General features: G+C 66.9%; 18 protein-coding genes. 4 read left to right on the forward strand and 14 right to left on the reverse strand.

Annotation, left to right across the window (positions count from 1 at the left end; all coding sequences use genetic code 11):
* Positions 1 to 25: 25 nt before the first annotated feature.
* Genes topA through gltX form a run of 6 tightly spaced genes read right to left on the reverse strand, consistent with a single transcriptional unit; the run spans position 26 to position 8,240 of the window.
* The gene (topA, locus tag QEG70_RS14025) at positions 26 to 2,743 is read right to left on the reverse strand and encodes a type I DNA topoisomerase (RefSeq protein ID WP_308721232.1); all 2,718 of its coding nucleotides are present in this window, start codon (positions 2,741 to 2,743) and stop codon (positions 26 to 28) included.
* A gap of 45 nt (positions 2,744 to 2,788) precedes the next feature.
* Positions 2,789 to 3,952 (reverse strand): DNA-processing protein DprA, encoded by a 1,164-nt coding sequence (dprA, locus tag QEG70_RS14030; RefSeq protein WP_308721233.1) that lies wholly within the window; start codon positions 3,950 to 3,952, stop codon positions 2,789 to 2,791.
* Positions 3,949 to 4,587: a glycerol-3-phosphate 1-O-acyltransferase PlsY gene (gene plsY / locus QEG70_RS14035; RefSeq protein ID WP_308721234.1), complete on the reverse strand. Its 639-nt coding sequence runs from the start codon at positions 4,585 to 4,587 to the stop codon at positions 3,949 to 3,951. The genes dprA and plsY overlap by 4 nt, the downstream gene beginning before the upstream one ends.
* A complete protein-coding gene (locus QEG70_RS14040; protein ID WP_308721235.1) occupies positions 4,584 to 5,879 on the reverse strand; it encodes a dihydroorotase in 1,296 nt (431 codons plus the stop codon). The genes plsY and QEG70_RS14040 overlap by 4 nt, the downstream gene beginning before the upstream one ends.
* The gene (locus QEG70_RS14045) at positions 5,876 to 6,841 is read right to left on the reverse strand and encodes an aspartate carbamoyltransferase catalytic subunit (protein WP_308721236.1); all 966 of its coding nucleotides are present in this window, start codon (positions 6,839 to 6,841) and stop codon (positions 5,876 to 5,878) included. Before QEG70_RS14045 ends, QEG70_RS14040 begins: the two co-directional genes overlap by 4 nt.
* A complete protein-coding gene (gene gltX / locus QEG70_RS14050) occupies positions 6,834 to 8,240 on the reverse strand; it encodes a glutamate--tRNA ligase (RefSeq protein ID WP_308721237.1) in 1,407 nt (468 codons plus the stop codon). The genes QEG70_RS14045 and gltX overlap by 8 nt, the downstream gene beginning before the upstream one ends.
* Positions 8,241 to 8,417: 177 nt before the next feature.
* Here gltX and QEG70_RS14055 point away from each other — a divergent pair, with 177 nt between their 5' ends.
* Complete coding sequence (locus QEG70_RS14055; RefSeq protein WP_308721238.1) at positions 8,418 to 10,631, forward strand: ComEC/Rec2 family competence protein; 2,214 nt, start codon at positions 8,418 to 8,420, stop codon at positions 10,629 to 10,631.
* An 84-nt stretch (positions 10,632 to 10,715) separates the two neighbouring features.
* On the opposite strand, the gene nth is transcribed toward QEG70_RS14055, so the two are convergent.
* Positions 10,716 to 11,414 carry an endonuclease III gene (nth, locus tag QEG70_RS14060; RefSeq protein WP_308721239.1) on the reverse strand — a complete coding sequence of 233 codons (699 nt, stop codon included), beginning with the start codon at positions 11,412 to 11,414 and terminating at the stop codon, positions 10,716 to 10,718.
* 177 nt (positions 11,415 to 11,591) lie between these two features.
* Here nth and QEG70_RS14065 point away from each other — a divergent pair, with 177 nt between their 5' ends.
* Positions 11,592 to 13,376 (forward strand): ABC transporter ATP-binding protein, encoded by a 1,785-nt coding sequence (locus QEG70_RS14065; RefSeq protein WP_308721240.1) that lies wholly within the window; start codon positions 11,592 to 11,594, stop codon positions 13,374 to 13,376.
* Positions 13,377 to 13,635: 259 nt separating this feature from the next.
* Here the strand turns inward: QEG70_RS14065 and QEG70_RS14070 are convergent, their stop codons facing one another.
* The 7 genes from QEG70_RS14070 to hisB are packed head-to-tail and all read right to left on the reverse strand — an operon-like array spanning position 13,636 to position 18,306.
* A complete protein-coding gene (locus QEG70_RS14070) occupies positions 13,636 to 14,013 on the reverse strand; it encodes a histidine triad nucleotide-binding protein (RefSeq protein WP_308721241.1) in 378 nt (125 codons plus the stop codon).
* Between the two features lie 25 nt (positions 14,014 to 14,038).
* Entirely contained in the window at positions 14,039 to 14,494 is a 456-nt protein-coding gene (locus QEG70_RS14075; protein WP_308721242.1) for a phosphoribosyl-ATP diphosphatase, read from the reverse strand.
* A 33-nt stretch (positions 14,495 to 14,527) separates the two neighbouring features.
* Positions 14,528 to 15,289: an imidazole glycerol phosphate synthase subunit HisF gene (gene hisF, locus QEG70_RS14080; RefSeq protein WP_172159026.1), complete on the reverse strand. Its 762-nt coding sequence runs from the start codon at positions 15,287 to 15,289 to the stop codon at positions 14,528 to 14,530.
* A complete protein-coding gene (gene hisA, locus QEG70_RS14085) occupies positions 15,289 to 16,644 on the reverse strand; it encodes a 1-(5-phosphoribosyl)-5-[(5-phosphoribosylamino)methylideneamino]imidazole-4-carboxamide isomerase (RefSeq protein ID WP_308721243.1) in 1,356 nt (451 codons plus the stop codon). The genes hisF and hisA overlap by 1 nt, the downstream gene beginning before the upstream one ends.
* Positions 16,641 to 17,321: an imidazole glycerol phosphate synthase subunit HisH gene (hisH, locus tag QEG70_RS14090; protein ID WP_308721244.1), complete on the reverse strand. Its 681-nt coding sequence runs from the start codon at positions 17,319 to 17,321 to the stop codon at positions 16,641 to 16,643. Before hisH ends, hisA begins: the two co-directional genes overlap by 4 nt.
* Before the next feature lie 8 nt (positions 17,322 to 17,329).
* Entirely contained in the window at positions 17,330 to 17,713 is a 384-nt protein-coding gene (locus QEG70_RS14095) for a hypothetical protein (RefSeq protein WP_308721245.1), read from the reverse strand.
* The gene (hisB, locus tag QEG70_RS14100; protein WP_172159020.1) at positions 17,710 to 18,306 is read right to left on the reverse strand and encodes an imidazoleglycerol-phosphate dehydratase HisB; all 597 of its coding nucleotides are present in this window, start codon (positions 18,304 to 18,306) and stop codon (positions 17,710 to 17,712) included. Before hisB ends, QEG70_RS14095 begins: the two co-directional genes overlap by 4 nt.
* A 162-nt stretch (positions 18,307 to 18,468) precedes the next feature.
* Between hisB and QEG70_RS14105 the strand changes: the two genes are divergently transcribed.
* Together QEG70_RS14105 and ubiM are read left to right on the forward strand one after the other, a co-directional pair.
* Complete coding sequence (locus QEG70_RS14105; protein WP_308721246.1) at positions 18,469 to 19,056, forward strand: nitroreductase family protein; 588 nt, start codon at positions 18,469 to 18,471, stop codon at positions 19,054 to 19,056.
* A gap of 32 nt (positions 19,057 to 19,088) precedes the next feature.
* Positions 19,089 to 20,270 (forward strand): 5-demethoxyubiquinol-8 5-hydroxylase UbiM, encoded by a 1,182-nt coding sequence (gene ubiM, locus QEG70_RS14110; RefSeq protein WP_308721247.1) that lies wholly within the window; start codon positions 19,089 to 19,091, stop codon positions 20,268 to 20,270.
* Positions 20,271 to 20,426 lie beyond the last annotated feature (156 nt).

Below are 20,426 nucleotides of genomic sequence, written 5' to 3' on the forward strand. Positions count from 1 at the left end.
GTTGCTGGACGCTGCCGCTTCATGATCAGTCCGTCTCGCTTTCAGTCTTGGCCGGGGTGGCCTTCTTGCGGGTGGTGGTTTTTTTGGCCGCCGGTTTGGCCGCCGTCTTCTTGGGGGCTGCCTTTTTCTTCGGTGCAGCCTTCTTGGGCGCGGCGTCCTCGCCTTCCGCTGCCTTGGCCTTTGTCTTGCGGGCTGCGGGCTTGCGGGTGGTGGTGGCTTTCTTGCCCTTGGCCTTGAGCGGCTTGCCCTTTTCGGCCAGCAGCGTCAGGGCTTCCTCCATGGTCACGTCGTTCATGTCCTGCCCGCGTGGCACGGTGGCCACGATGGAACCGTGCTGAACGTACGGGCCAAAGCGGCCCTTGCGCACCATGACCGGCTCGCCATCCTTGGGGTGCGGACCGATGGTGCGGATGGAGGCCAGCTTCTTGGCCAGCGCATCGACCGCGCGGTTCAGCCCCACGGTCAGGACATCGTCATCCTTGTCCAGCGAGCCATAGACCGCGCCCATCTTCACATACGGCCCGAAGCGGCCCAGCCCCGCCTCGATCGGCTCGCCGAGTTCGGGGTGAATGCCCACGATGCGCGGCAGCGACAGCAGGCCAACCGCCTGCTCGAGCGTGATCTTGTCGCCATCGAGCCCGCGCGGAATGGTGGCGCGTTTCGGCTTGGCCTTCTTGTCCTCGGGGTCCGGTTCGCCCTGCTGCACGTACAGCCCCCACGGGCCACGGCGCACGGTCACTTCCTCGCCGGTGGGCGCAGCGCCGAGCACGCGCATGCCGTCCTTCAGGGCGGCGGCGTCATCGCCTTCCTTGGGGTCCACCACGAGTTTGCGGGTGTACTGGCATGTGGGGTAGTTCGAGCAGCCGATGAAGGCGCCATACCGCCCCAGCTTCAGCCCCAGCCTGCCGGTATTGCACGCCGTGCAAAGGCGCGGATCCTGCCCGTCCTCACGCGCGGGGAAGAAATAGGGCGAAAGGTCCGCGTCCAGCGCCGTGATGACGTCGGATATCTTGAGGTCCTTGGTCTGGTCCACCGCGTGCGAGAAGTCGGACCAGAAGGCGGACATGACATCGCGCCAGTTGGCCCGCCCGCCTGAAATGTCATCAAGCTGCTCCTCAAGCCCTGCGGTGAACTGCGTGTCTACGTAGCGCTCGAAGAACGAGGTGAGGAAGGCCGTGACCAGCCGCCCGCGATCCTCGGGGATGAAGCGGCGGTTCTCAAGCTGCACGTAATTGCGGTCGCGCAGCACGGTCAGGATGGAGGCATAGGTGGAAGGGCGGCCAATGCCGATCTCTTCCATCTTCTTGACCAGCGAGGCCTCCGAATAGCGCGGCGGCGGCTGGGTGAAGTGCTGGTCCGCCGTGACCTCGCCACGCCCGATGGCGTCGTGCTCCTTCATGGCGGGCAGCATGCGGTCCTGCTCGTCCTCCGCCTTTGCGGGCGAATCGTCACGGCCTTCGCTATAAAGCTTCAGGAAGCCGTCAAACGCGATCATGGAGCCGGTGGCGCGCAGGATCACACGCTTCTGGCGGTCCACCATGTCAACCGCCACCTGGTCGAGTTCGGCGGACTGCATCTGGCTGGCGACCGAGCGCTTCCACACCAGGTCATACAGTTTCTTCTGCTCGGGCGAGAGATGGCGCGCCATGTCGGCAGGCGTGCGGCGCACGTCGGTCGGGCGGATGGCCTCATGGGCTTCCTGCGCGTTCTTGGCCTTGGTGGAGTATATGCGCGGCTTGTCGGGCACGTATTCCGCGCCAAAGCTGTGGCCGATATGGCCCCGGATGGCGCTGATCGCCTCGCCCGCCATCTGCACGCCGTCGGTTCGCATATAGGTGATGAGGCCCACGGTCTCGCCACCGATGTCGATGCCCTCATAAAGCTGCTGGGCCGTGCGCATGGCTACCTGTGCGCCCATGCCCAGCTTGCGCGAGGCCTCCTGCTGCATGGTCGATGTGGTGAAGGGCGGCGGCGGGTTGCGGCGCACCTTGCGGCGCTCGACCTTGTCCACCGCGAAGTCACCGGCCTCGACCGCGGCCTTGGCGGCCATGGCGCTGGCTTCGTTGTTGAGGTCGAACTGCTCGAGCTTGTGGCCATCAAGATGCGTGAGCCGCGCGGTAAAGGCGGCCCCCGCCGGCGTGGTCATGCGGGCCAGCACCGACCAGTATTCACGCGGCTTGAAAATCTCGATCTCGGCTTCGCGCTCGCAGATCAGCCGCAGTGCCACCGACTGCACGCGCCCCGCGCTGCGCGAGCCGGGCAGCTTGCGCCACAGCACCGGCGAGAGCGTGAAGCCCACGAGGTAGTCGAGCGCGCGGCGGGCGAGATAGGCCTCGATCAGCGGAAAGTCGAGTTCACGCGGATGGGCCATCGCGGCCTTGATGGCGCTTTTGGTGATCTCGTTGAAGGTGACGCGCTGCACTTCGATGCCCTTTAGGAGCTTCTTCTCCTCCAGGATCGAGCGCACATGCCACGAAATGGCTTCCCCCTCGCGGTCGGGGTCAGTGGCGAGATACAGGTGTGTCGCCCCGCGCAGCGCCTTGGCGATGGCCGCGATCTGGCGGCTGCCGCGCTCGTCGGTTTCCCACACCATGGTAAAGCCCTCGTCGGGCTTGACGCTGCCATCCTTGGGCGGAAGGTCGCGCACATGTCCGAACGAGGCCAGAACCGTATAGTTATCACCCAGATACTTATTGATCGTTTTCGCCTTGGCTGGCGATTCGACCACCACGACGTCAGTCATTCTGTCTCCGGATCACGATTCTCAAAACCTTGCTCTATCCCGCGCTCAGGCCGGGGGTGGACGCCGCACGACCAGATCCCCCGCAAGGAATTCGATCGTGCCCGCAATCTCCATTTCCGACAGGACGGTCAGGACTGCTGCTGTCGAGAACTGGCAGCGCCGTACAAGATCGTCAACAGGTGATGGCGTGAAAGATAGAAAACCTTCCACCATTTCATGCAGGTCGCCCTGGGCGGATGGGGGCGCGGCCGGGTCTGCGCGTGGTGGGGCCAAGGCTTGCCCGCCCGATGGGGCAGCATTGTGGCGCACGCGGAGGGGCAGGGCGGAGAACAGGTCGTTTTCCTCTATTGTTTCAGGGAGTTCGCGCAATATGTCGCGCTCGGTTTCAGTCACGATCGCGCCCTGGCGCAGCAGGTCGTTGCTGCCGCGGCAGCGTGGATCAAGCGGCGAACCGGGCACGGCGAAGATGGTGCGCCCGTAGTCAAGCGCCATGCGCGCGGTAATCAGGCTGCCCGAGCGCAGTGCAGCCTCGATCACCACGCAGCCCAGGCCAAGGCCCGCAATCAGCCGGTTGCGGCGCGGAAAGTGCCGGGCCTGCGGCACCGTGCCCGGCGCGGCCTCGGTCACGACCGCGCCGGTGCGGGCAATCTCGGCCTGCAGGGCGGCATGTTCGGGCGGGTAGGGGCAGTCCAGCCCGCCTGCAATGGCGGCAACCGTGCGGCCTGCTGTCATGGCGCCGCGATGGGCCGCGCCATCAATGCCGCGCGCCAGCCCCGATACGGTGTGCACGCCCTGGGCCGCGAGCAGGGCGGCCAGGCTTTCGGCCATGCGCAGCCCGCCTGATGACGCATTGCGCCCACCCACGACGCCCACCATACGGGCGGACAGAAGGGTCACGTCGCCCAGCACCGACAGCACGGGCGGCGCGTCAGGCAGGGCGGCCAGCAGGGCCGGGTAGCCGGGCTGGCCATGCACCAGCAGCGTGCCGCCCAGCGCCTGCAGGCGCTCAAGCTCGCGCAGGCCGTCATCACGCGCATAGAGCGGGCCGATGGTGCGGCTGATGCGTGTGGCGCCGCGCTCAAGCATGGCAAGGGCGGCTTCAACGCTGCCATGGGTGCGGATGAGCTTGCGGTAGCTGACCGGGCCGATGCCGTCCGTTCGCGCCAGCCGCAGGCAGGCCAGCGCCGTTTCGGCATCGGGGCGGGTCATGTGCTTTTCTGGCCGATTCTGGGCTCGGTGCCCTTGAGCAGGCGGGTAATGTTGGCATGGTGGCGGATGAGGATCATCACCGCAATCAGCACCCCGGCCAGATAGGCGGGGGAGTTGAAGTCAATGTGGCCGGGCCGGATCATGAGCAGCGGCAGGGCGGCGAAGGCGATGATCGCGCCTGCTGATGAAATGCGCGTGACCTTGGCAAAGATCAGCCACAGTGCGCAGCAGCACAGCCCCACGCCGGGCATGAGCGCCAGGATGCATCCAAGCCCGGTAGCCACGCCCTTGCCGCCCCTGAACTTGAGCCAGACGGGAAAGCAGTGCCCGGCCACGGCAAAGATGGCGGCCAGCGATTCGGCGGCCAGCGTGTGGAACGGGCACAGCACGAAGGCGCAGAACACCGCGAACGCGCCCTTGGTGCCATCAAGTGCGAGCGTGCCCGCGGCCAGTCCCTTGCGCCCGGTGCGCAGCACGTTGGTCGCCCCGATATTGCCCGAGCCGATCTTGCGGATATCGCCCCCGCCCGACAGCGCGGTCAGCACCAGGCCAAAGGGAATGCTGCCGATCAGGTAGGACAGGAAGGCGACACCGCCCATGAGCGGCAGGTCATAGGTAGGGATGCCGTAGATCATGCGGCCTGCGCCCCGAACACGCGCACGCCCTTCTTCCACGTGCCCAGCACGCGGCCTTCGAGCGCGCGGCCATCGAACGGGGTGTTCTGCGCCTTGCCCGGCAGGTCGCCCGCGCGCACCACCCAGGCGGTATCGGGGTTGAACAGGCATAGATCGGCAGGCATACCCACGGCCAGCGTGCCCGCCTGGCTCCCCAGCACGGCGGCCGGGCGGTGGGTGAGCAGGCCAATGGCCTCCATCATGCCCAGATGGCCCGCATGCACCTGCGCAAGTGTAACCGCAAGCAGCGTGCACAGCCCGGTGCCGCCCGCTGCCGCCACGGCAAAGGGCTGGCGCTTGTCATCGGCGTCGCACGGCATGTGGTCGGATGCGATGGCGTCGATCGTGCCATCGGCCAGGGCGGCGCTTACGGCGCGGCGGTCGGCCTCGCTGCGCAGCGGCGGCGAGAGCTTGGCATAGGTGCGGAAATCACCGATCACCGTCTCGTTGAGGTCGAAATAGGGCGGTGCCGTATCGCAGCTCACGCGCAGGCCGTCGGCCTTGGCGTTGCGGATCAGGTCCAGCCCCTCGGCAGTCGAGACATGGCCGAAATGCAGCCGCCCGCCGGTCATGCGCGCAAGGCGCAGGTCGCGTGCGATCAGGATGGCCTCGGCTGCCGCCGGAATGCCCGGCAGGCCGAGGCGGGTGGCCAGTTCGCCATCAGTCGCGCAGCCGCCGCGCGCGAGCGACGGGTCTTCAGGGTGCTGCACGATCAGGGCGTTGAAGCCTTTGGCGTAGGTCAGCATCTGGCGCATCATGCGGCTGTCGGCAATGGCGTGCGGGCCATCGGTAAAGGCAATGGCGCCCGCTTCGGCCAGCAGGCCGATTTCGGCCATTTCCCGGCCCGCGCATTCACGGGTCAGCGCGCCATAGGGCAGGATGTCGATCATGCCCGTTTCTTCGCCACGCGCGCGCAGCAGGCGGGCAAGGGCGGGGTTGTCGATGGTGGGGCTGGTATTGGGCAGCACGGCAATGGTGGTGATGCCACCGGCCACGGCGGCGCGGGCTGCCGAGAGCACGGTCTCGCGGTATTCGTAGCCGGGCTCGCCAATGGTCACGCGCATGTCAACAAGGCCGGGGCACAGCACGAGCTGGCCGCCGCCATCAATCACGTCCGCGCCATCAGGCGTGCCTTCGGCCCCGGGGACGTCAGTGCCTGCAATCAGGCCATCGTGCACCAGCAGGCGGCCGGGGCGGTCCGTGCTGCTGGCGGGGTCGATCAGGCGCACATTTTCAAAAACGACCGGCTTCATGCGCCTTCTCCCCCGCGTGCGAGCAGGTCGAGCACCGCCATGCGCACCGCAACCCCCATTTCCACCTGTTCACGGATCACGCTCTGCTCGGAATCGGCCACGCGGCTGTCAATTTCCACGCCCCGGTTCATCGGGCCGGGATGCATGACCAGCGCATGCGGCTTCGCCAGCGCGAGGCGCTTGTTATCAAGGCCATAGAAGCGGAAATATTCCCGCGCGCTGGGCACCTGTGTGCCCTTCATGCGTTCGCGCTGCACGCGCAGCATCATCACCACGTCCACGCCGCGCAGGCCGTCTTCCATGGTGTGATGGATGCTCACGCCTAATGCGCTAATCGCGCCGGGCACCAGCGTGGGCGGCCCCACCACGCGCACCTGGCAGCCCAGTGCGGTGAGCAGGTGAATGTTGGAGCGTGCGACCCGGCTGTGGCTCACATCGCCGCAGATCGCCACCGTCAGCCCCTCGAACGTGCCGAAATGGCGGCGGATGGTCAGCGCATCGAGCAGGGCCTGCGTGGGGTGCTCATGCGTGCCATCGCCCGCATTGACCACGCTGGCCTGCACCTTCTGCGCCAGCAGGGCGGGCGCGCCGGACTGGGCATGGCGCACGACGAGCAGGTCGGCATGCATGGCGTTGAGCGTGGCTGCGGTGTCGAGCAGCGTCTCGCCCTTGTTGACCGAGGAACTGGCCACGGTCATGTTCACCACATCCGCGCCCAGCCGCTTGCCCGCCAGTTCGAACGAGGTGCGGGTGCGGGTGCTGTCCTCAAAGAACAGGTTGATGAGCGTGCGCCCGCGCAGCAGGTCGCGCGGGGTCTTGCGCGAGCGGTTGAGCAGGGCGTAGTGCTCGGCCAGGTCCAGTATGGGCATGATCCGGCTCGGATGCATGCCCTGCACGCCCAGCAGGTGGCGCGTGGCGGAGTTGGCGAAGACGTTGCTGCCGTGGCTGCCGCGCTCACTCATGGGCGGCGACCGCGTTGATGCGCGCCAGAACCTCGTCACGGCCAAGGGCGAGCAGCGTGTCATCAATGCCGGGCGACATGGTGCTGCCGGTTACGGCGGCACGCAGTGGCTGGGCCACCTTGCCCAGCTTCATTTCATGCGTCTCGGCAAACTGGCGCAGGGTGGCGTCGATGGCTTCCTTGCTGAACGGCTCGGTCGCCTTCAGCGCCGCAGCCAGCCTGCCCAGCATCACGCGGTTTTCCGGCGTGAGCTGCTTTTCGGCCTTGGGGTCGAAGGTAAGCGGCAGCGAACGGCCAAGGAAGGCGGCGTTATCGGCCAGTTCGACCAGCGTCTTGGCGCGCTCCTTCAGGCCGGGCATCAGGGCCAGCACCTTCGCACGGGTGGCATCCGATGTATCGACGCCGTCCATCCTGGCCAGCCGTTCCATCACGTCGTTGGTCAGGCGGGTGTCATCGGCCTGGCGCAGCCATACGCCGTTGATGTGCAGCAGCTTGGCGTAATCCATGCGCGAGGGCGAGCGGCCCACGCCATCAAGGTCGAACAGCTTGATCTGTTCCTCGCGTGAGAGGATCTCGGCATCGCCGTGGCCCCAGCCAAGGCGCAGCAGGTAGTTGTTCAGCGCCTCGGGCAGGTAGCCCATCTCACGGAATTCCACCACCGACTGCGCCCCGTGCCGCTTGGACAGCTTGGCCCCGTCAGGCCCGTGAATGAGCGGCAGATGCGCGAAATGCGGCAGGTCCCAGCCCATGGCGCGGTAGATCATGGCCTGGCGGAAGGTGTTGGTCAGGTGGTCATCGCCACGGATGACGTGGGTGATGTCCATGTCATGATCATCGACCACCACGGCAAGCTGGTAGACCGGCGTGCCATCAGCGCGCAGGATGATCATGTCATCGAGTTCGGAGTTCGCCACGCGTACATCGCCCTGCACCAGGTCGTGGATGGTGGTTTCCCCCTCGCGCGGGGCCTTGATGCGGATGGTGTAGGGAGTGTTGGCGGGGGCCTCGGCGGGGTCGCGGTCACGCCACATGCCGTTGTAGCGGGGGGGACGGCCCTCTGCCATCGCCTTCTCGCGCATTTCCTTCAGTTCATCGGCCGTGCAGTAGCAGCGATAGGCTAGGCCCTTTTCCAGCAGTTCATGCGCCACCTCGGCATGGCGGGCCTGGCGTGTGGACTGGAAGACCGGCTTCTCGTCGGATTCGATGTCCATCCAGGCCAGGCCGTCGAACAGCACGTCGACCGCCTGCTGGGTCGAGCGTTCGCGGTCGGTATCCTCGATGCGGAGCACGAATTGCCCGCCGTGGTGGCGGGCATAGAGGAAATTGAAAAGGGCGGCACGGGCGTTGCCGATATGCAGCAGGCCGGTGGGGCTGGGAGCAAAACGCGTACGGACAGTCATGAACCGGGTTCCTAGCATGTTTTCGCCCTGCTGACAGGGGGCACTCTGGCGTGAAAACCGTTCCGCCCGCTAGGGTGTGCATTCCTGCCACGCCTTTTACGCGCATCATGGGGGTCTCCTGTCGGGTCTGTCTGCCATTTGCCATCAATGCCGCTGCGGCTGGCATGCCGTCCTGGCGTGGGCAGGCGCCGGGCTGGTGTCGATTCCGGGCCGGGCGGCAGCACCTGCCGGGCGGGGTGGTTTGTGAGCCGGGTGCTGGCAGGGGGCCTGCCGCGCCTGCGGGCCGCGCTCACCGCGTGGCTGTGGGGGCAGAACACTCGCCTGGTGCTGTGGCTGCCGGTGGCGCTTGCGGGTGGCATCATCGCGTATTTTGCCCTGCCGACCGAGCCGGGCGGGGTGGTTGTGGCGGGGGGCGTACTGGCCTGCCTGGCGTCGCTCGCCTGCCGCCTGCTGTGGCCTGACCGGCTGGCCGTGCGGTTGGGCGCGGGCATGGTGGGCGCCGGTAGTGTGGGGTTGCTGCTGGCATGGGGGCAGGCATGGCGCATGCCGCCTTTCCCCGACCTGCCGCGCCGGGCGGTGCATCTGTCCGGGCAGGTGGGTGGGGTTGAGGTGCAGCGTCTGGCCGATGGCACGCAGGTGCTGCGCGTGGCGTTGCGCGGTGTGCGCCTTGAGGATGGGATCAGCATTGGCATGCCGCCCCTGCGGCGGTTGCTGTCCGTGCGCCTGCAGGCCGATGACCCGGCGCGGCCCATGCCGGGCGATGGGCTGCGGGTGCGCGCCCTGCTGTCGCCGCCTGCCTTCCTCGACATGCCGGGCGGGTATGACGCCCAGCGCCGGGCGTGGTTTGCAGGGCAGGCGGGGCATGGCCGTGCGCTGGGCCAGGCCACGATCACGCCCGCGCGGGTGGGCGGCGGTGTGGCGGGCTGGCTTGCGGGCAGGCGGCATATTCTGGCGGAGCGGATAAGGACGGCCCTGCCCGGTGCGCGGGGCGATATTGCCGCAACGGTGCTGGTTGGCGCGGATGGCGCGGTGGATGGCGCAATGCGCGCGGCCTTTGCCGATGCGGGTCTTGCGCACCTGCTGGCCGTGACGGGGCTGCATCTGGCCATTGTGATGGGGCTGGTGATGGTGGTGCTGCGCACGGGGCTGGCGCTGAGCGAGCGGGCGGCGCTGTACTGGCCATGCCGCCAGATCGCGGCGGTGGGCGCATTGCTGGCGGGGTGCGGTTACGTGCTGCTGACCGGCATGCACCTGCCCGCCCAGCGCAGCCTGCTCATGGCGGGGCTGGCGCTCATGGCGCTGCTGGCGGGCAGGCGGCCGCTCTCGCTGCGTGCGCTGGCGGTGGCCGCGACGGTGCTTATGGCCCTCAACCCGGAGGGCGTGACCGAGCTGCCACTCCAGATGTCGGTAGCCGCGGTGATGGCGCTGATCGCGGGGTTTGACGCGCTGCGGCCTGCCCTTTCGGGCTGGGAGCATGATGATATGTGGCTGCGGCGGGTGGCGGCGCGTCTGGCCCACCCGCTTGTGGCCAGCGTGCTGGCGGGTGGTGCGTGCCTGCCGGTGGGCATGGCGCATTTCGGCACGGTGCAGCCGTGGTTCGTGCTGGCCAACCTGCTGGCGGTGCCACTGATGTCGGTCTGGATCATGCCGTGGGGGCTGGTCGCACTCGGGCTGATGCCGCTGGGGCTGGAAAAACTGGCCCTTGTGCCCATGGGCTGGGGCCTTGGCGTGGTGACGTGGCTTGCGCATCTGGTAGCCGGGCTGCCAGCCGCACGCATTGGGGTGCCAGCCATCGGCAATGCAGGGCTTGTGCTATTTTTTGCCGGGCTGTGCTGGCTGTGCCTGTGGGGCGGGCGTGTGCGGCTGGCGGGGCTTGCGCCCATCATGCTGGCGGTCCTGTCGCCATGGCTGGTTGCGCGGCCTGTCATCATGCTGGCGCCCGATGGGCGGATGGCGGGTGTTGTCACGGCGGGCCGCCTGCTGACCGGCCCCGGCCTGCATCCTGATCCCTTTGTGCTACGCGAATGGCAGCGTGTGAGCGGACTGCCTGCGGGCGTGCTGCCTGCCGAGGGAACGGCAGGGCAGGTGGCGTGCCATGCCGGGGCCTGCCGCGTGGGTAATATCGTGCTGGTTCTTGCCAATCGCCCGCCTGCGCCGGGCCTGTGCAGGGGGAGCGTGCTGCTGATCAACCTGCCGGGCACGTGGGGGTGTGACGGCGTGCCCTCCATCGGGCGTTTCGACCTGTGGCGCAACGGGGCTTATGGCATTTACCGGCAGCCCGATGGCGGGCTTGTTGTGCAGACGGACCGCGCCGTGCGCGGGGCGCGGCCCTGGGTGATGCGCCCCGGCGGGGCGGGCCTGCCCAACCTGCCGCTGGCGCAGGCGGAATAAAAGGTTTTGGGCACCGCTTTTTTCAAAAAAGCGTTGCCCTTTCGAATCTTTTTGAAAAAAGCTTCACCAAAAACGTCTATCCGTTCAGGCCGGTGCCAGGCGCAGTTCATCCTTCAGGCGGTACTGGCAGGGTTCAAAAGCAGGGCAGCGCCAGCATTCGGGCTTGCGGGCCTTGCATACATACCGCCCGTGCAGGATCAGCCAGTGATGGGCCGGGCGCAGCATGTCAGGCGGGATGCGGCGCACCAGTTGGTCCTCCACCGCGCGCACGGTCGCACCCGGCGCCAGCCCCGTGCGGTTGCCGATGCGGAAGATGTGGGTATCGACCGCCATGGTGCTGTCGCCAAAGGCCACGTTCATCACCACGTTTGCAGTCTTGCGGCCGACACCGGGCAGGGATTCAAGGGCCGCGCGGTCATGGGGCACCTTGCCGTCAAAGCGGTCGAGCAACTGCTGTGACAGCGCCACCACGTTGCGCGCCTTGGTGCGCCACAGCCCGATGGTGCGGATATGCGCCCCCACCTTTTCCTCGCCAAGGTCCACCATGGCCTGTGGGGTCGGCGCATCGCGGAACAGGTTGACGGTGGCCTTGTTGACCGAGGCATCGGTCGCCTGCGCCGACAGCACCACGGCTACGAGCAGCGTGTAGTCATCGACAAAGTCGAGTTCGCTCTCGGCATCGGGGTTGGCGGTGGCCAGCAGGCTGATGAAGGCACGGACTTCGGCCAGTGTCATGGCGCGGCGGGCGGGCTTGGCCCGGGTGCGGGCGGAGGGTGTTGGCATCGGCTACTCGCTGGGGTGGGTCGGGCGCATTGTGCGGCGTGGGGTGGGGTCTGTAAATTGCCCCCGGCCTTCATAACCCGGCATGGGCCTTGCATGCCACGCGGGGCGGGGCTAGTCGTTCCAGCCCTTTGCCGTGGCCGGTCGTGGCCGCGTTTCCTGCATTCTGGCGTGGTGGGCATGGCTTCTTCCTCTTCCCGATCCCTCACGCGGCGGCATGAATTCGCCGCCGTTCTGGGTTTTGTGTGGCACCGGTGGCGGGCGTGGCCCGCCCTGCTTGCGGGCACGCTGGCGGGTATCGCGCTGGCTACGGTGGCCGATGTGATGATGCCGCTGCTGGCGGGCTGGCTGGTCGATGACGTGTCGCATCCGGCACAGGCGGCCACCATCCATCGCGCCATACGCGATGTGGCGGGGCTGACCGGGCTGGGCGTGGGCGGCATTGCGGCGCGGCGCATGGCATATGTAACCATCTCGCACCTGACCTCCCGCGTCATGACCGGCATCGTGACGGAGGCGTTTGGTCGCGTGCAGCGCTTTTCCAGCGAGTGGCATGCCAGCAACTTCGCGGGCTCGACCGTGCGGCGCATCACGCGCGGGCTGGGGGCCATCGACACGCTGGGCGATACGGTGCTGCTCATGCTGGTGCCCGAGGTGATCGTGCTGTGTGCCACGACTGGCGTGCTGGCCTTTCACTGGGCGTTCATGGGGCTGGTGCTGGCGGTGGGGGCGGCAGCGCTTGTGGGGCTGTCGGTGGTGCTGACGCTGCATTATGTCGCGCCATCCGCCCGGCTGGCCAATGCGTGGGATACGCGCATGGGGGCCACCCTGTCCGATGCCGTGACCTGCAACGCCGTGGTCAAGGCCTGCGGGGCGGAGGCGCGCGAGGATGCCCGGCTGGCCTGGGTGGCGGGAAGGTGGCGGCAGCGCATGGTGCGCTCATGGCTGCGCGGCACCGACAGCGCCAATCTACAGAACCTTGCGGCCCTGCTCATGCGCATGGCGCTGATTGCCGGGGTGGCGGTGCTGTGGGTGCGGGGCCGCGCCGGGCCGGGAGATGTGGCCTATGTGCTGACCATGATGTTCGTCATACAGGGCTACCTGCGCGATATCGGCCAGCAGATTTCGGTCGTGCAGCGCTCGGTCAACGAGATGGAGGAACTTGTGGCCCTGTTTGCCATGCAGCCCGGCGTGGCGGACCGGCCGGGCGCTCCGGCGCTGCGCGTAACACAAGGGCATATCCGTTTCGAGCATGTCAGCTTCGGGTATGTGCGCCAGCACGGGCGCGTGCTGTTTGATGACCTGAACCTTGATATCGCGCCCGGCAGCCGGGTGGCGCTTGTCGGACCGTCGGGTTCGGGCAAGACCACTCTCACGCGGCTGCTGCAACGGCTTTATGACGTGCAGGCCAGGCGCATCACCATTGATGGCACGGATATTGCCACCGTGACGCAGGCCAGCCTGCGCGGGCAGATTGCCATCGTGCCGCAGGAGCCGCTGCTGTTTCACCGCTCGCTGGCCGAGAACATCGCCTATGGCCGCCCCGACGCCACGCCTGCCGAGATTGCCCATGCCGCCCGGCAGGCCAATGCGGCGGACTTCATCGACCGCCTGCCGCGCGGCTATGCCACCATGGTGGGCGAGCGCGGGGTCAAGCTCTCGGGCGGCGAGCGCCAGCGCATTGCCATTGCCCGCGCCTTTTTGAGCCAGGCGCGCATCGTGATCATGGATGAGGCGACATCAAGCCTCGACTCCCAGTCCGAAGTGCAGGTACAGCAGGCGATGGAGCGCCTCATGGCCGGGCGCACGGTGCTGGTCATCGCCCACCGGCTTTCCACCGTGATGGGGCTGGACCGCATCATTGTCTTCCGCCATGGCCGGGTGTGCGAGGATGGCACCCATGCCGCCCTGATGCAGCGCGAAGGCGGGCTGTATCGTGACCTGTTTGAACTTCAGTCCCTGTAAAACACTGTTCAGTATAGAAAGTTTTTGGTGAAGCTTTTTTCAAAAAGCTTCAGGGAATGCCGCCTTCCTCAAAAAAAGGTGGCACCTGATTCACAAAAATTAATTATTTTATGTACCAGAAATGCATAATATTCGATCAATAGATCATCTGGTTCAGAATAAAAAAACAAGGGCGCCCTTTTTATAAAAAGGACGCCCTGCGAGCTGTCATGCGTGAGCGGAGCAGCGCCATCAGGCCACCGCCCCTGCCTGTCCGGCTTCAGCCCGGCAGCATGGCCCCAAGCGGGCGGCCACCAAACAGATGCACATGGAAGTGCGGCACTTCCTGCCCACCTTCAATGCCGGTGTTCGACACAAGGCGGTAGCCCGGCGCCTCCAGCCCGAGGTCACGCGCGACCGTGCCCACCGCGCGGGTAAAGCCCGCGATGGTCGCATCATCGGCCTTGGCGCTGAAATCGGCAAAGGAAACATAGGCCCCTTTGGGGATGACGAGCACATGGATGGGCGCCTTGGGGGCGATGTCGTGGAAGGCGAGGGCGTATTCATCTTCATACACCTTCCTGCACGGCAGTTCCCCGCGCAGGATGCGGGCGAACACGTTCTGCGGGTCATAGGCACCGGTGCCATTTACGGGCATGGGTCTTGTCTCCTGTTGGGGTGGCTCAGGCCAGCGGGTCGCGGGGGCGGGCGGCTTTTTCGGCCACGCCGCTCGTGCCTTCGCGGCGCAGCAGCTCGGCCCAGACTTCCGCCGGCTTCACGCCCGCATCCACCCACATCACGATGAGGTGGTAGAGCACGTCCGCGCTTTCGCTGATCAGTTCCTCGCGGTTATCCGCCACGGCCTCGATCAGGCATTCCACGGCTTCCTCGCCAAATTTCTGCGCAATCTTGCGGCGGCCCCGGGCAAGGAGGCGCGCGGAATGACTGACGGAGGGGTCCGTGCCCCGGCGGGATTCCACAACGTCGAACAGGCGGTCGAGCACATCAGGCGTTGCGGGGCCGACGGCCGCGATCTCGATGGTCGCGGCAGCGGCCTTGCCTGCCGCCTTGCCGGGGGCCGGTTTGGCCGGGGCGGCCTTGGCGGGCGCGTTCTTGCGGGATTTTTCTGGCTTGGCCATGACAATGCTCCGATAGGCGGGAATAAGGGGAGATCAGGCGGTCTGTCTGACCGGCAGGCCCGCTTGTGCCAGCGCCTGCTTGACCTGTGGAATGGTGAACTGCCCGAAGTGGAATACGCTGGCTGCCAGCAGGCCGGTTGCACCCGCGCGGGCACCCTCGACAAAATGCTCGAGCGCGCCAACCCCGCCCGAGGCCACGATGGGAATGCGCACCGCCGCGTTCGCCGCCCGCAGCAGGTCAAGATCGAAGCCCTTGCCGGTGCCATCGCGGTCCATGCTGGTCAGCAGGATTTCGCCCGCGCCACGTTCCGCCACTTCCCTGCACCAGTCAATCACGTTGCGCCCGGTGGGGGTGCGGCCACCATGGGTGTAGACTTCCCACCCGCCATGGCCGTCGCTGCGGGCATCAATGGCGACCACTACGCACTGGCTGCCGAATTTCTGTGCCGCTTCGCTTACCAGTTCGGGGCGCGAGACGGCAGCCGAGTTCATGGCGCATTTATCGGCCCCGGCCAGCAGCAGGCGGCGCATGTCATCGGTGGTGCGCACGCCGCCGCCTACCGTCAGCGGCAGGAAGATGCGCTCTGCCGTGCGGCTGACCACGTCGAGGATGGTGTCGCGGTTTTCGTTGCTGGCCGTGATGTCGAGAAAGGTGAGTTCATCCGCCCCCGCCGCGTCGTACACGGCGGCCTGTTCCACCGGGTCGCCCGCATCGCGCAGCGAGACGAAGTTGACCCCCTTGACCACCCGGCCGTTTTTCACGTCCAGGCAGGGAATGACGCGCAGCTTGAGCATCAGGAAAGGACCCGCAGGGCTTCACCAAGGTCGATGCGGCCATCATACAGCGCACGGCCCACGATCACGCCCTCGATGCCCGGCGCCCGTGCCGTGGCCGCCCGCAGGGCCTCAAGGTGGCCCAGATTGCCCACGCCGCCGCTGGCGATGACCGGAATGGAGAGCGCATTGGCCATGTCGGCGGTCTGCTCGATGTCGATGCCGGTCAGCATGCCGTCACGGCTGATCTCGGTGAAGATGACGGCGGCCACACCGGCATCCTGCATGCGCAGGCCGAGTTCGACGGCTTTCATCTCTGATGTTTCGGCCCAGCCTTCGGTCGCCACCTGGCCGCTGCGCGCGTCAATGCCCGCCACGATGCGACCGGGGAACAGGCGGCACGCCTCGCGCACAAGCTCGGGATTCTTGACCGCGATCGAGCCCAGGATCACACGGCTGATCCCGGCATTGAGCCATTTGCCGATGCTTTCAAGGTCGCGCAGGCCGCCGCCAAGCTGCACGGGCACCGAGGCATTGGCGATGATGGCCTCGATGGCCTCGGTATTGGCCGAGCGCCCGGCAAACGCGCCATTGAGGTCAACCACATGCAGCCACGAGCAGCCGGCATGGATCCAGGCCCGCGCCTGCGCGCCGGGATCGTCGGAATAGACGGTGGCATTGTCCATTTCGCCACGGCGCAGGCGCACGCATGTGCCATCCTTGAGGTCGATGGCAGGGTAGAGGGTCAGGCTGTGTCCGGTCACGGGGGCATGTCCTGCTGCAGGGATGGGAGTGGAGGCAGCCTGCGGGTGGGCGGGTACGATCCGCTCGTCGTCCTGCAGGCGCTTGGTGAAGAACAGGCCGCGCACGGTGCGGCCATCGGTGCGGGCATAGCTGGGGTGGGTGCCCCAGTGGTGGAAGCCGCTGCTGCGGAACAGCCGCACGGCTTCGGCCTGGGTCTCGCGCACGTCGAGGTTGATGATCTGGTAGCCCATGCTGCGCGCACAGTTTTCCACCTCGGTCAGCAGAAGGCGGCCCAGCCCCAGCCCGCGCGCGTAGGGGGCGATGTAGAAATGCATGAGGGTGGCGCTCATGGCCTGCGCCTCGTTGTTGCGCGGCGGGCGCACGAGTTGGGCGGAGCCTACGATCATGTCATCGAGCCGGGCCACGAACATCTGCCGCTCGGGCACCAGCAGCACGCCGCGGAAGTACCGCTCCAGCGTCTCGCGCGGTGGCGGCGCCAGCCAGCCAAAGCCGCCGCCATCGAGTATGGCCGCGTTGGTCGCGTCACACAGGGCGTGCAGGTCGTCCTCGTGCATGTTCTCATGCAGGCGTTCGGCATGCAGCGTGCCGTCAAGGGTGGGCTGGCGGGTCATGGCGCGGGGTCCGGCACAGGTGTCCAGCGCAGGAAGTTGGACAGGATGCGCAGCCCCACCTGCTGGCTTTTTTCCACATGGAACTGCGTGCCTGCCCGGTTGCCGCGCGCCACGATGGCGGGCACCGGGCTGCCGTAATCGGTGGTGGCCACCATATCAGCGCTGTCATAGCCGGTCAGTGCGAAGGAATGGACGAAATAGCCATGCGCATCCGCCGCCAGCCCATCGGTCAGGGGGTGGGCGCCGGGCGTGAAGGCCAGTTCGTTCCAGCCCATCTGCGGCAGGCGCAGGCCGGGGGCCTCCATCAGCGTGATTTCACCTGCGATCCAGCCAAAGCCGGGGGTGACGCCATGCTCGCGCCCGCGTTCGGCCATGAGCTGCATGCCTACACATATGCCCAGGAACGGAACGCCGCCATCGGTTGCCGCAACAATCGCATCGCGCAGGCCGGGCCGGGCTGCAAGTCCTGCCGCGCAGTCGGCAAACGCACCCTGACCGGGCAGGACGATGCGGTCGGCCTGCAACACGGCCTGCGGGTCCGCCGTGATGGTGACGGTGGCGTCGATGCCGCTATCAGCCGCAGCCCGGGTCAGGGCGCGGGCGGCGGAGGCGAGGTTGCCGCCATTATAGTCGATCACCACAATGGACTGGGGGCGCGAGGATGCGGGCGCGGGCATGGTCTGCCTCATGATACGGGAGAAGGGGAGGGAACAGGCCGGTTCTGCTCCAGCCAGCGCACAAGGGCTGCGCTACGGTCTGGCGCGTACACGCCTGCGGCCGGGGCATAGCCGCGCAGTTGCAGTTCCCATTGCCGGATTTCCGGCGTGTTGAGGGCCAGCAGCAGGTGCAGGCCGCCCAGCATGGGCAGGGCGAAGGCCAGCGGCACGAACGCGGGCAGCAGGATGCTCACGCCGCCTGCCAGCAGCCCGCTGACGAGGCAGCCCCGCAGCAGCAATCCGCCCCAGCCGCACAGCAGCACCAGCCACGACATGCGGCATGCCACCATTACCGGCCAGGCCCGCCTTTCGGGCTGGCCCGCAGGCGGCAGCAGGGCGGAATAGAATGTCACAGGCTGCCCTTGGTGGAGGGGATGATGCCGCCCGCGCGCGGGTCCGGCTCGCTTGCGGTGCGCAGGGCGCGGGCCAGGGCCTTGAAGGCGGCCTCGGCAATATGGTGGCAGTTATGGCCCGCGCGCTGGATGACATGCAGCGTGACCAGCGCGCTCATGGCGAAGGCGCGGAAGAATTCCTCGAACAGTTCGGTGTCCATCTCCCCGATCTTGTCGCGCCCGAAGGTGACGGACCACGCCAGGAAGGGACGGCCGGAAATATCGACCACCGCCTCGCACAGCGCCTCATCAAGCGGCACGGTGGCGCTGCCGTAGCGGCGGATGCCCCGCTTGTCGCCAATCGCCTGCGCAAAGGCCTTGCCCAGGGCAATGCCCGTATCTTCCACCGTGTGGTGGTAGTCGATATGCAGGTCGCCTTTGGCAACAATGTCGAGATCGCACATGCTATGACGGCCAAGGGCTGTCAGCATGTGATCAAGGAAGCCGATCCCGGTGTCGATGCGGGTCTGGCCGGTACCATCGAGGGTGATGGTCACGGTAATGTCGGTCTCGCTGGTGGCGCGATGGACCGTGGCTGTGCGCGGGCTGTTCATGCTCCCCTTCTACAGAAGGCCGGGGCCGGAATCCATACCGATCCCGCCCGTGCCACGCCGCCCGGTCATGCGTATTGGCAGGGCCGGGCCGTTGCGGCATGGTGTCGCGCGCGTTGGCTTCCGGCCTGCTGCTGCGTGTCTTCATATCAAGGGAATGACCATATGACATCGCTCGATCTTCTCCTGTCACGGTTTTCCACCGATGCGCTGGCGGAACCGGCCCCCGCGGGTGACGTGCTCGAGGCCATCCTCTCCACCGCCATGCGCGCGCCCGATCACGGCAAGCTGCGCCCGTGGCGCTACGCCATCGTGCAGGGGGAGGCACGGGTGAAGCTGGCCGAGCGCGTGGTGGCCAGCATGAAGCGGCTTGACCCCGATGTGGCTCCCGCCAAGGTGGAAAAGCGCTTCTCGCGCATGTCCACCATGCCCATGACCATCGTGCTGGGCATGCACCTGCGGCCCGACAACAAGATTCCCCTGTTTGAGCAGGAACTGGCCGTGGGGGCTGCCGCCATGAACATTCTCAACGCCCTGCACGCCACGGGCTTTGGCGGCGTGTGGGTGAGCGGCGATGTGGCCCATGACCCGGAATTCGCCGCCGAGATGGGCTTCCCCGCGCCGCACAAGCTGGCCGGTTTCCTGTTTGTGGGCACCCCCACGGCGGAAGCGAAGGCCCCGAAGCGCCGCGCGGTTGATGACTATGTGGCCCGGTGGACTGGCGCGCCCGCTTCGTTTGGCGCGGATGCGTAACGCCTGAAGACCACACGGACAGGAACCCAGCCATGACCTATCATGATGTCACCATAATGGGCGGCGGCCCGGCAGGGCTTGCCGCCGCCCTGTCGCTTGAGGCCCGTGGCCTGTCCGTAGCCGTGCTCGAGCGCACGCCGCAGGCCCCCTGGGCGGAACCGGCCTTTGATGGGCGCGAGATCGCGCTGACCCATCATTCGGTTGCGGTGCTCAAGGAGCTTGGCGCGTGGCCCCATATCCCCGAGGTGGCCATCTCGCCGCTGCGTGAGGCCCGGGTCGAGACGGGGCGGGGCAACCATCCCCTCCAGTTCGACACACAGGGGCGGGGCGTGGATGCGCTGGGCTATCTTGTCTCCAACCACTGCATTCGCCACGGCTTATATATGGCGGCCAGCCAGCGCCCCGGCATCAGCCTGCTTGGGGGCACGGCCACCCGCCATATCCGCCGCATCGGGGAGGACATGGTGGTGGTGCATGAGGGGGGCGAGATCACGTCGCGCCTTGCCATCGGGGCCGATGGGCGTTTTTCCCAGATCAGGCGGTCGCAGCGCATCGGGGCGATTGTCCATGATTTCCGGCGCTCGATGCTGGTCTGCCGCATGGCGCATGAACTGCCGCATCATCATGTGGCCACCCAGTGGTTTGATGAGGGGCAGACCGTGGCGCTCCTGCCGGTCAATGGCGGGGCCTCGTCCATTGTCCTGACGCTGCCGTCTGAACAGATCGAGCGGCTGCGCACGCTTGAGCGTGATGCCTTCAATGCCGAGATCATGGAGCGCGTGGGCAGGCGACTGGGCAACATGCGGCTGGTCAGCACGCGGCACACCTATCCATTGCGGGGAGTCTATGCCCATCGTTTCGCGGCTCCCGGCTTCGCGCTGGTGGGCGATGCCGCCGTGGGCATGCACCCCATCACAGCCCATGGCTTCAACCTCGGCCTGAAAGGGCAGGAGGCACTGGCGCAGGAAGTGGCGGCAGGCATGGTGCGGGGCGAGCCCGTGGGCAGCCTGGGCGCGTTGCGGCGTTTCGAGCGGCGGCACCGGATGGAAACAGCCCCCTTGTTTGCCGCCACCAATGGAATCGCCACACTTTACACGCGTGATGAACCGGCTTTCCGCGTGCTCCGGCAGGCCGGACTCCGCGTGGCGGATGCGCTTTCACCGTTCAAGTCCGCGGTGACAAATATGCTCATGGACCGGAAAGCGGCGTCCTAGCGGGCTTTTTGGGCCAGTAGCGCCTACCGGGCGGGAACTTTTTTCACTGCCCGGCCATTTTTCTGATTGACGCTGGGGTGTGTGGGTCCTATATCCCCAATCACCGGCGGCGCTGAGGAAACTTCTTGAGCTTCTCCGGTAGATTTGCTAGGTTAC

This window comes from Komagataeibacter xylinus, from assembly GCF_031081985.1.
GTDB classification, from domain to species: Bacteria; Pseudomonadota; Alphaproteobacteria; order Acetobacterales; family Acetobacteraceae; genus Komagataeibacter; species Komagataeibacter xylinus_E.

Coding starts and splice junctions, on each gene's coding strand:
- QEG70_RS14105 (WP_308721246.1), top strand. CDS start 18,469: ATGACATCGCTCGATCTTCTCCTGTCACGGTTTTCCACCGATGCGCTG.
- plsY (WP_308721234.1), bottom strand. CDS start 4,587: ATGATCTACGGCATCCCTACCTATGACCTGCCGCTCATGGGCGGTGTC.
- QEG70_RS14045 (WP_308721236.1), bottom strand. CDS start 6,841: ATGAGTGAGCGCGGCAGCCACGGCAGCAACGTCTTCGCCAACTCCGCC.
- ubiM (WP_308721247.1), top strand. CDS start 19,089: ATGACCTATCATGATGTCACCATAATGGGCGGCGGCCCGGCAGGGCTT.
- gltX (WP_308721237.1), bottom strand. CDS start 8,240: ATGACTGTCCGTACGCGTTTTGCTCCCAGCCCCACCGGCCTGCTGCAT.
- hisH (WP_308721244.1), bottom strand. CDS start 17,321: ATGCCCGCGCCCGCATCCTCGCGCCCCCAGTCCATTGTGGTGATCGAC.
- topA (WP_308721232.1), bottom strand. CDS start 2,743: ATGACTGACGTCGTGGTGGTCGAATCGCCAGCCAAGGCGAAAACGATC.
- QEG70_RS14065 (WP_308721240.1), top strand. CDS start 11,592: ATGGCTTCTTCCTCTTCCCGATCCCTCACGCGGCGGCATGAATTCGCC.
- QEG70_RS14075 (WP_308721242.1), bottom strand. CDS start 14,494: ATGGCCAAGCCAGAAAAATCCCGCAAGAACGCGCCCGCCAAGGCCGCC.
- hisF (WP_172159026.1), bottom strand. CDS start 15,289: ATGCTCAAGCTGCGCGTCATTCCCTGCCTGGACGTGAAAAACGGCCGG.
- hisB (WP_172159020.1), bottom strand. CDS start 18,306: ATGAACAGCCCGCGCACAGCCACGGTCCATCGCGCCACCAGCGAGACC.
- dprA (WP_308721233.1), bottom strand. CDS start 3,952: ATGACCCGCCCCGATGCCGAAACGGCGCTGGCCTGCCTGCGGCTGGCG.
- QEG70_RS14040 (WP_308721235.1), bottom strand. CDS start 5,879: ATGAAGCCGGTCGTTTTTGAAAATGTGCGCCTGATCGACCCCGCCAGC.
- QEG70_RS14070 (WP_308721241.1), bottom strand. CDS start 14,013: ATGCCCGTAAATGGCACCGGTGCCTATGACCCGCAGAACGTGTTCGCC.
- hisA (WP_308721243.1), bottom strand. CDS start 16,644: ATGACCCGCCAGCCCACCCTTGACGGCACGCTGCATGCCGAACGCCTG.
- nth (WP_308721239.1), bottom strand. CDS start 11,414: ATGCCAACACCCTCCGCCCGCACCCGGGCCAAGCCCGCCCGCCGCGCC.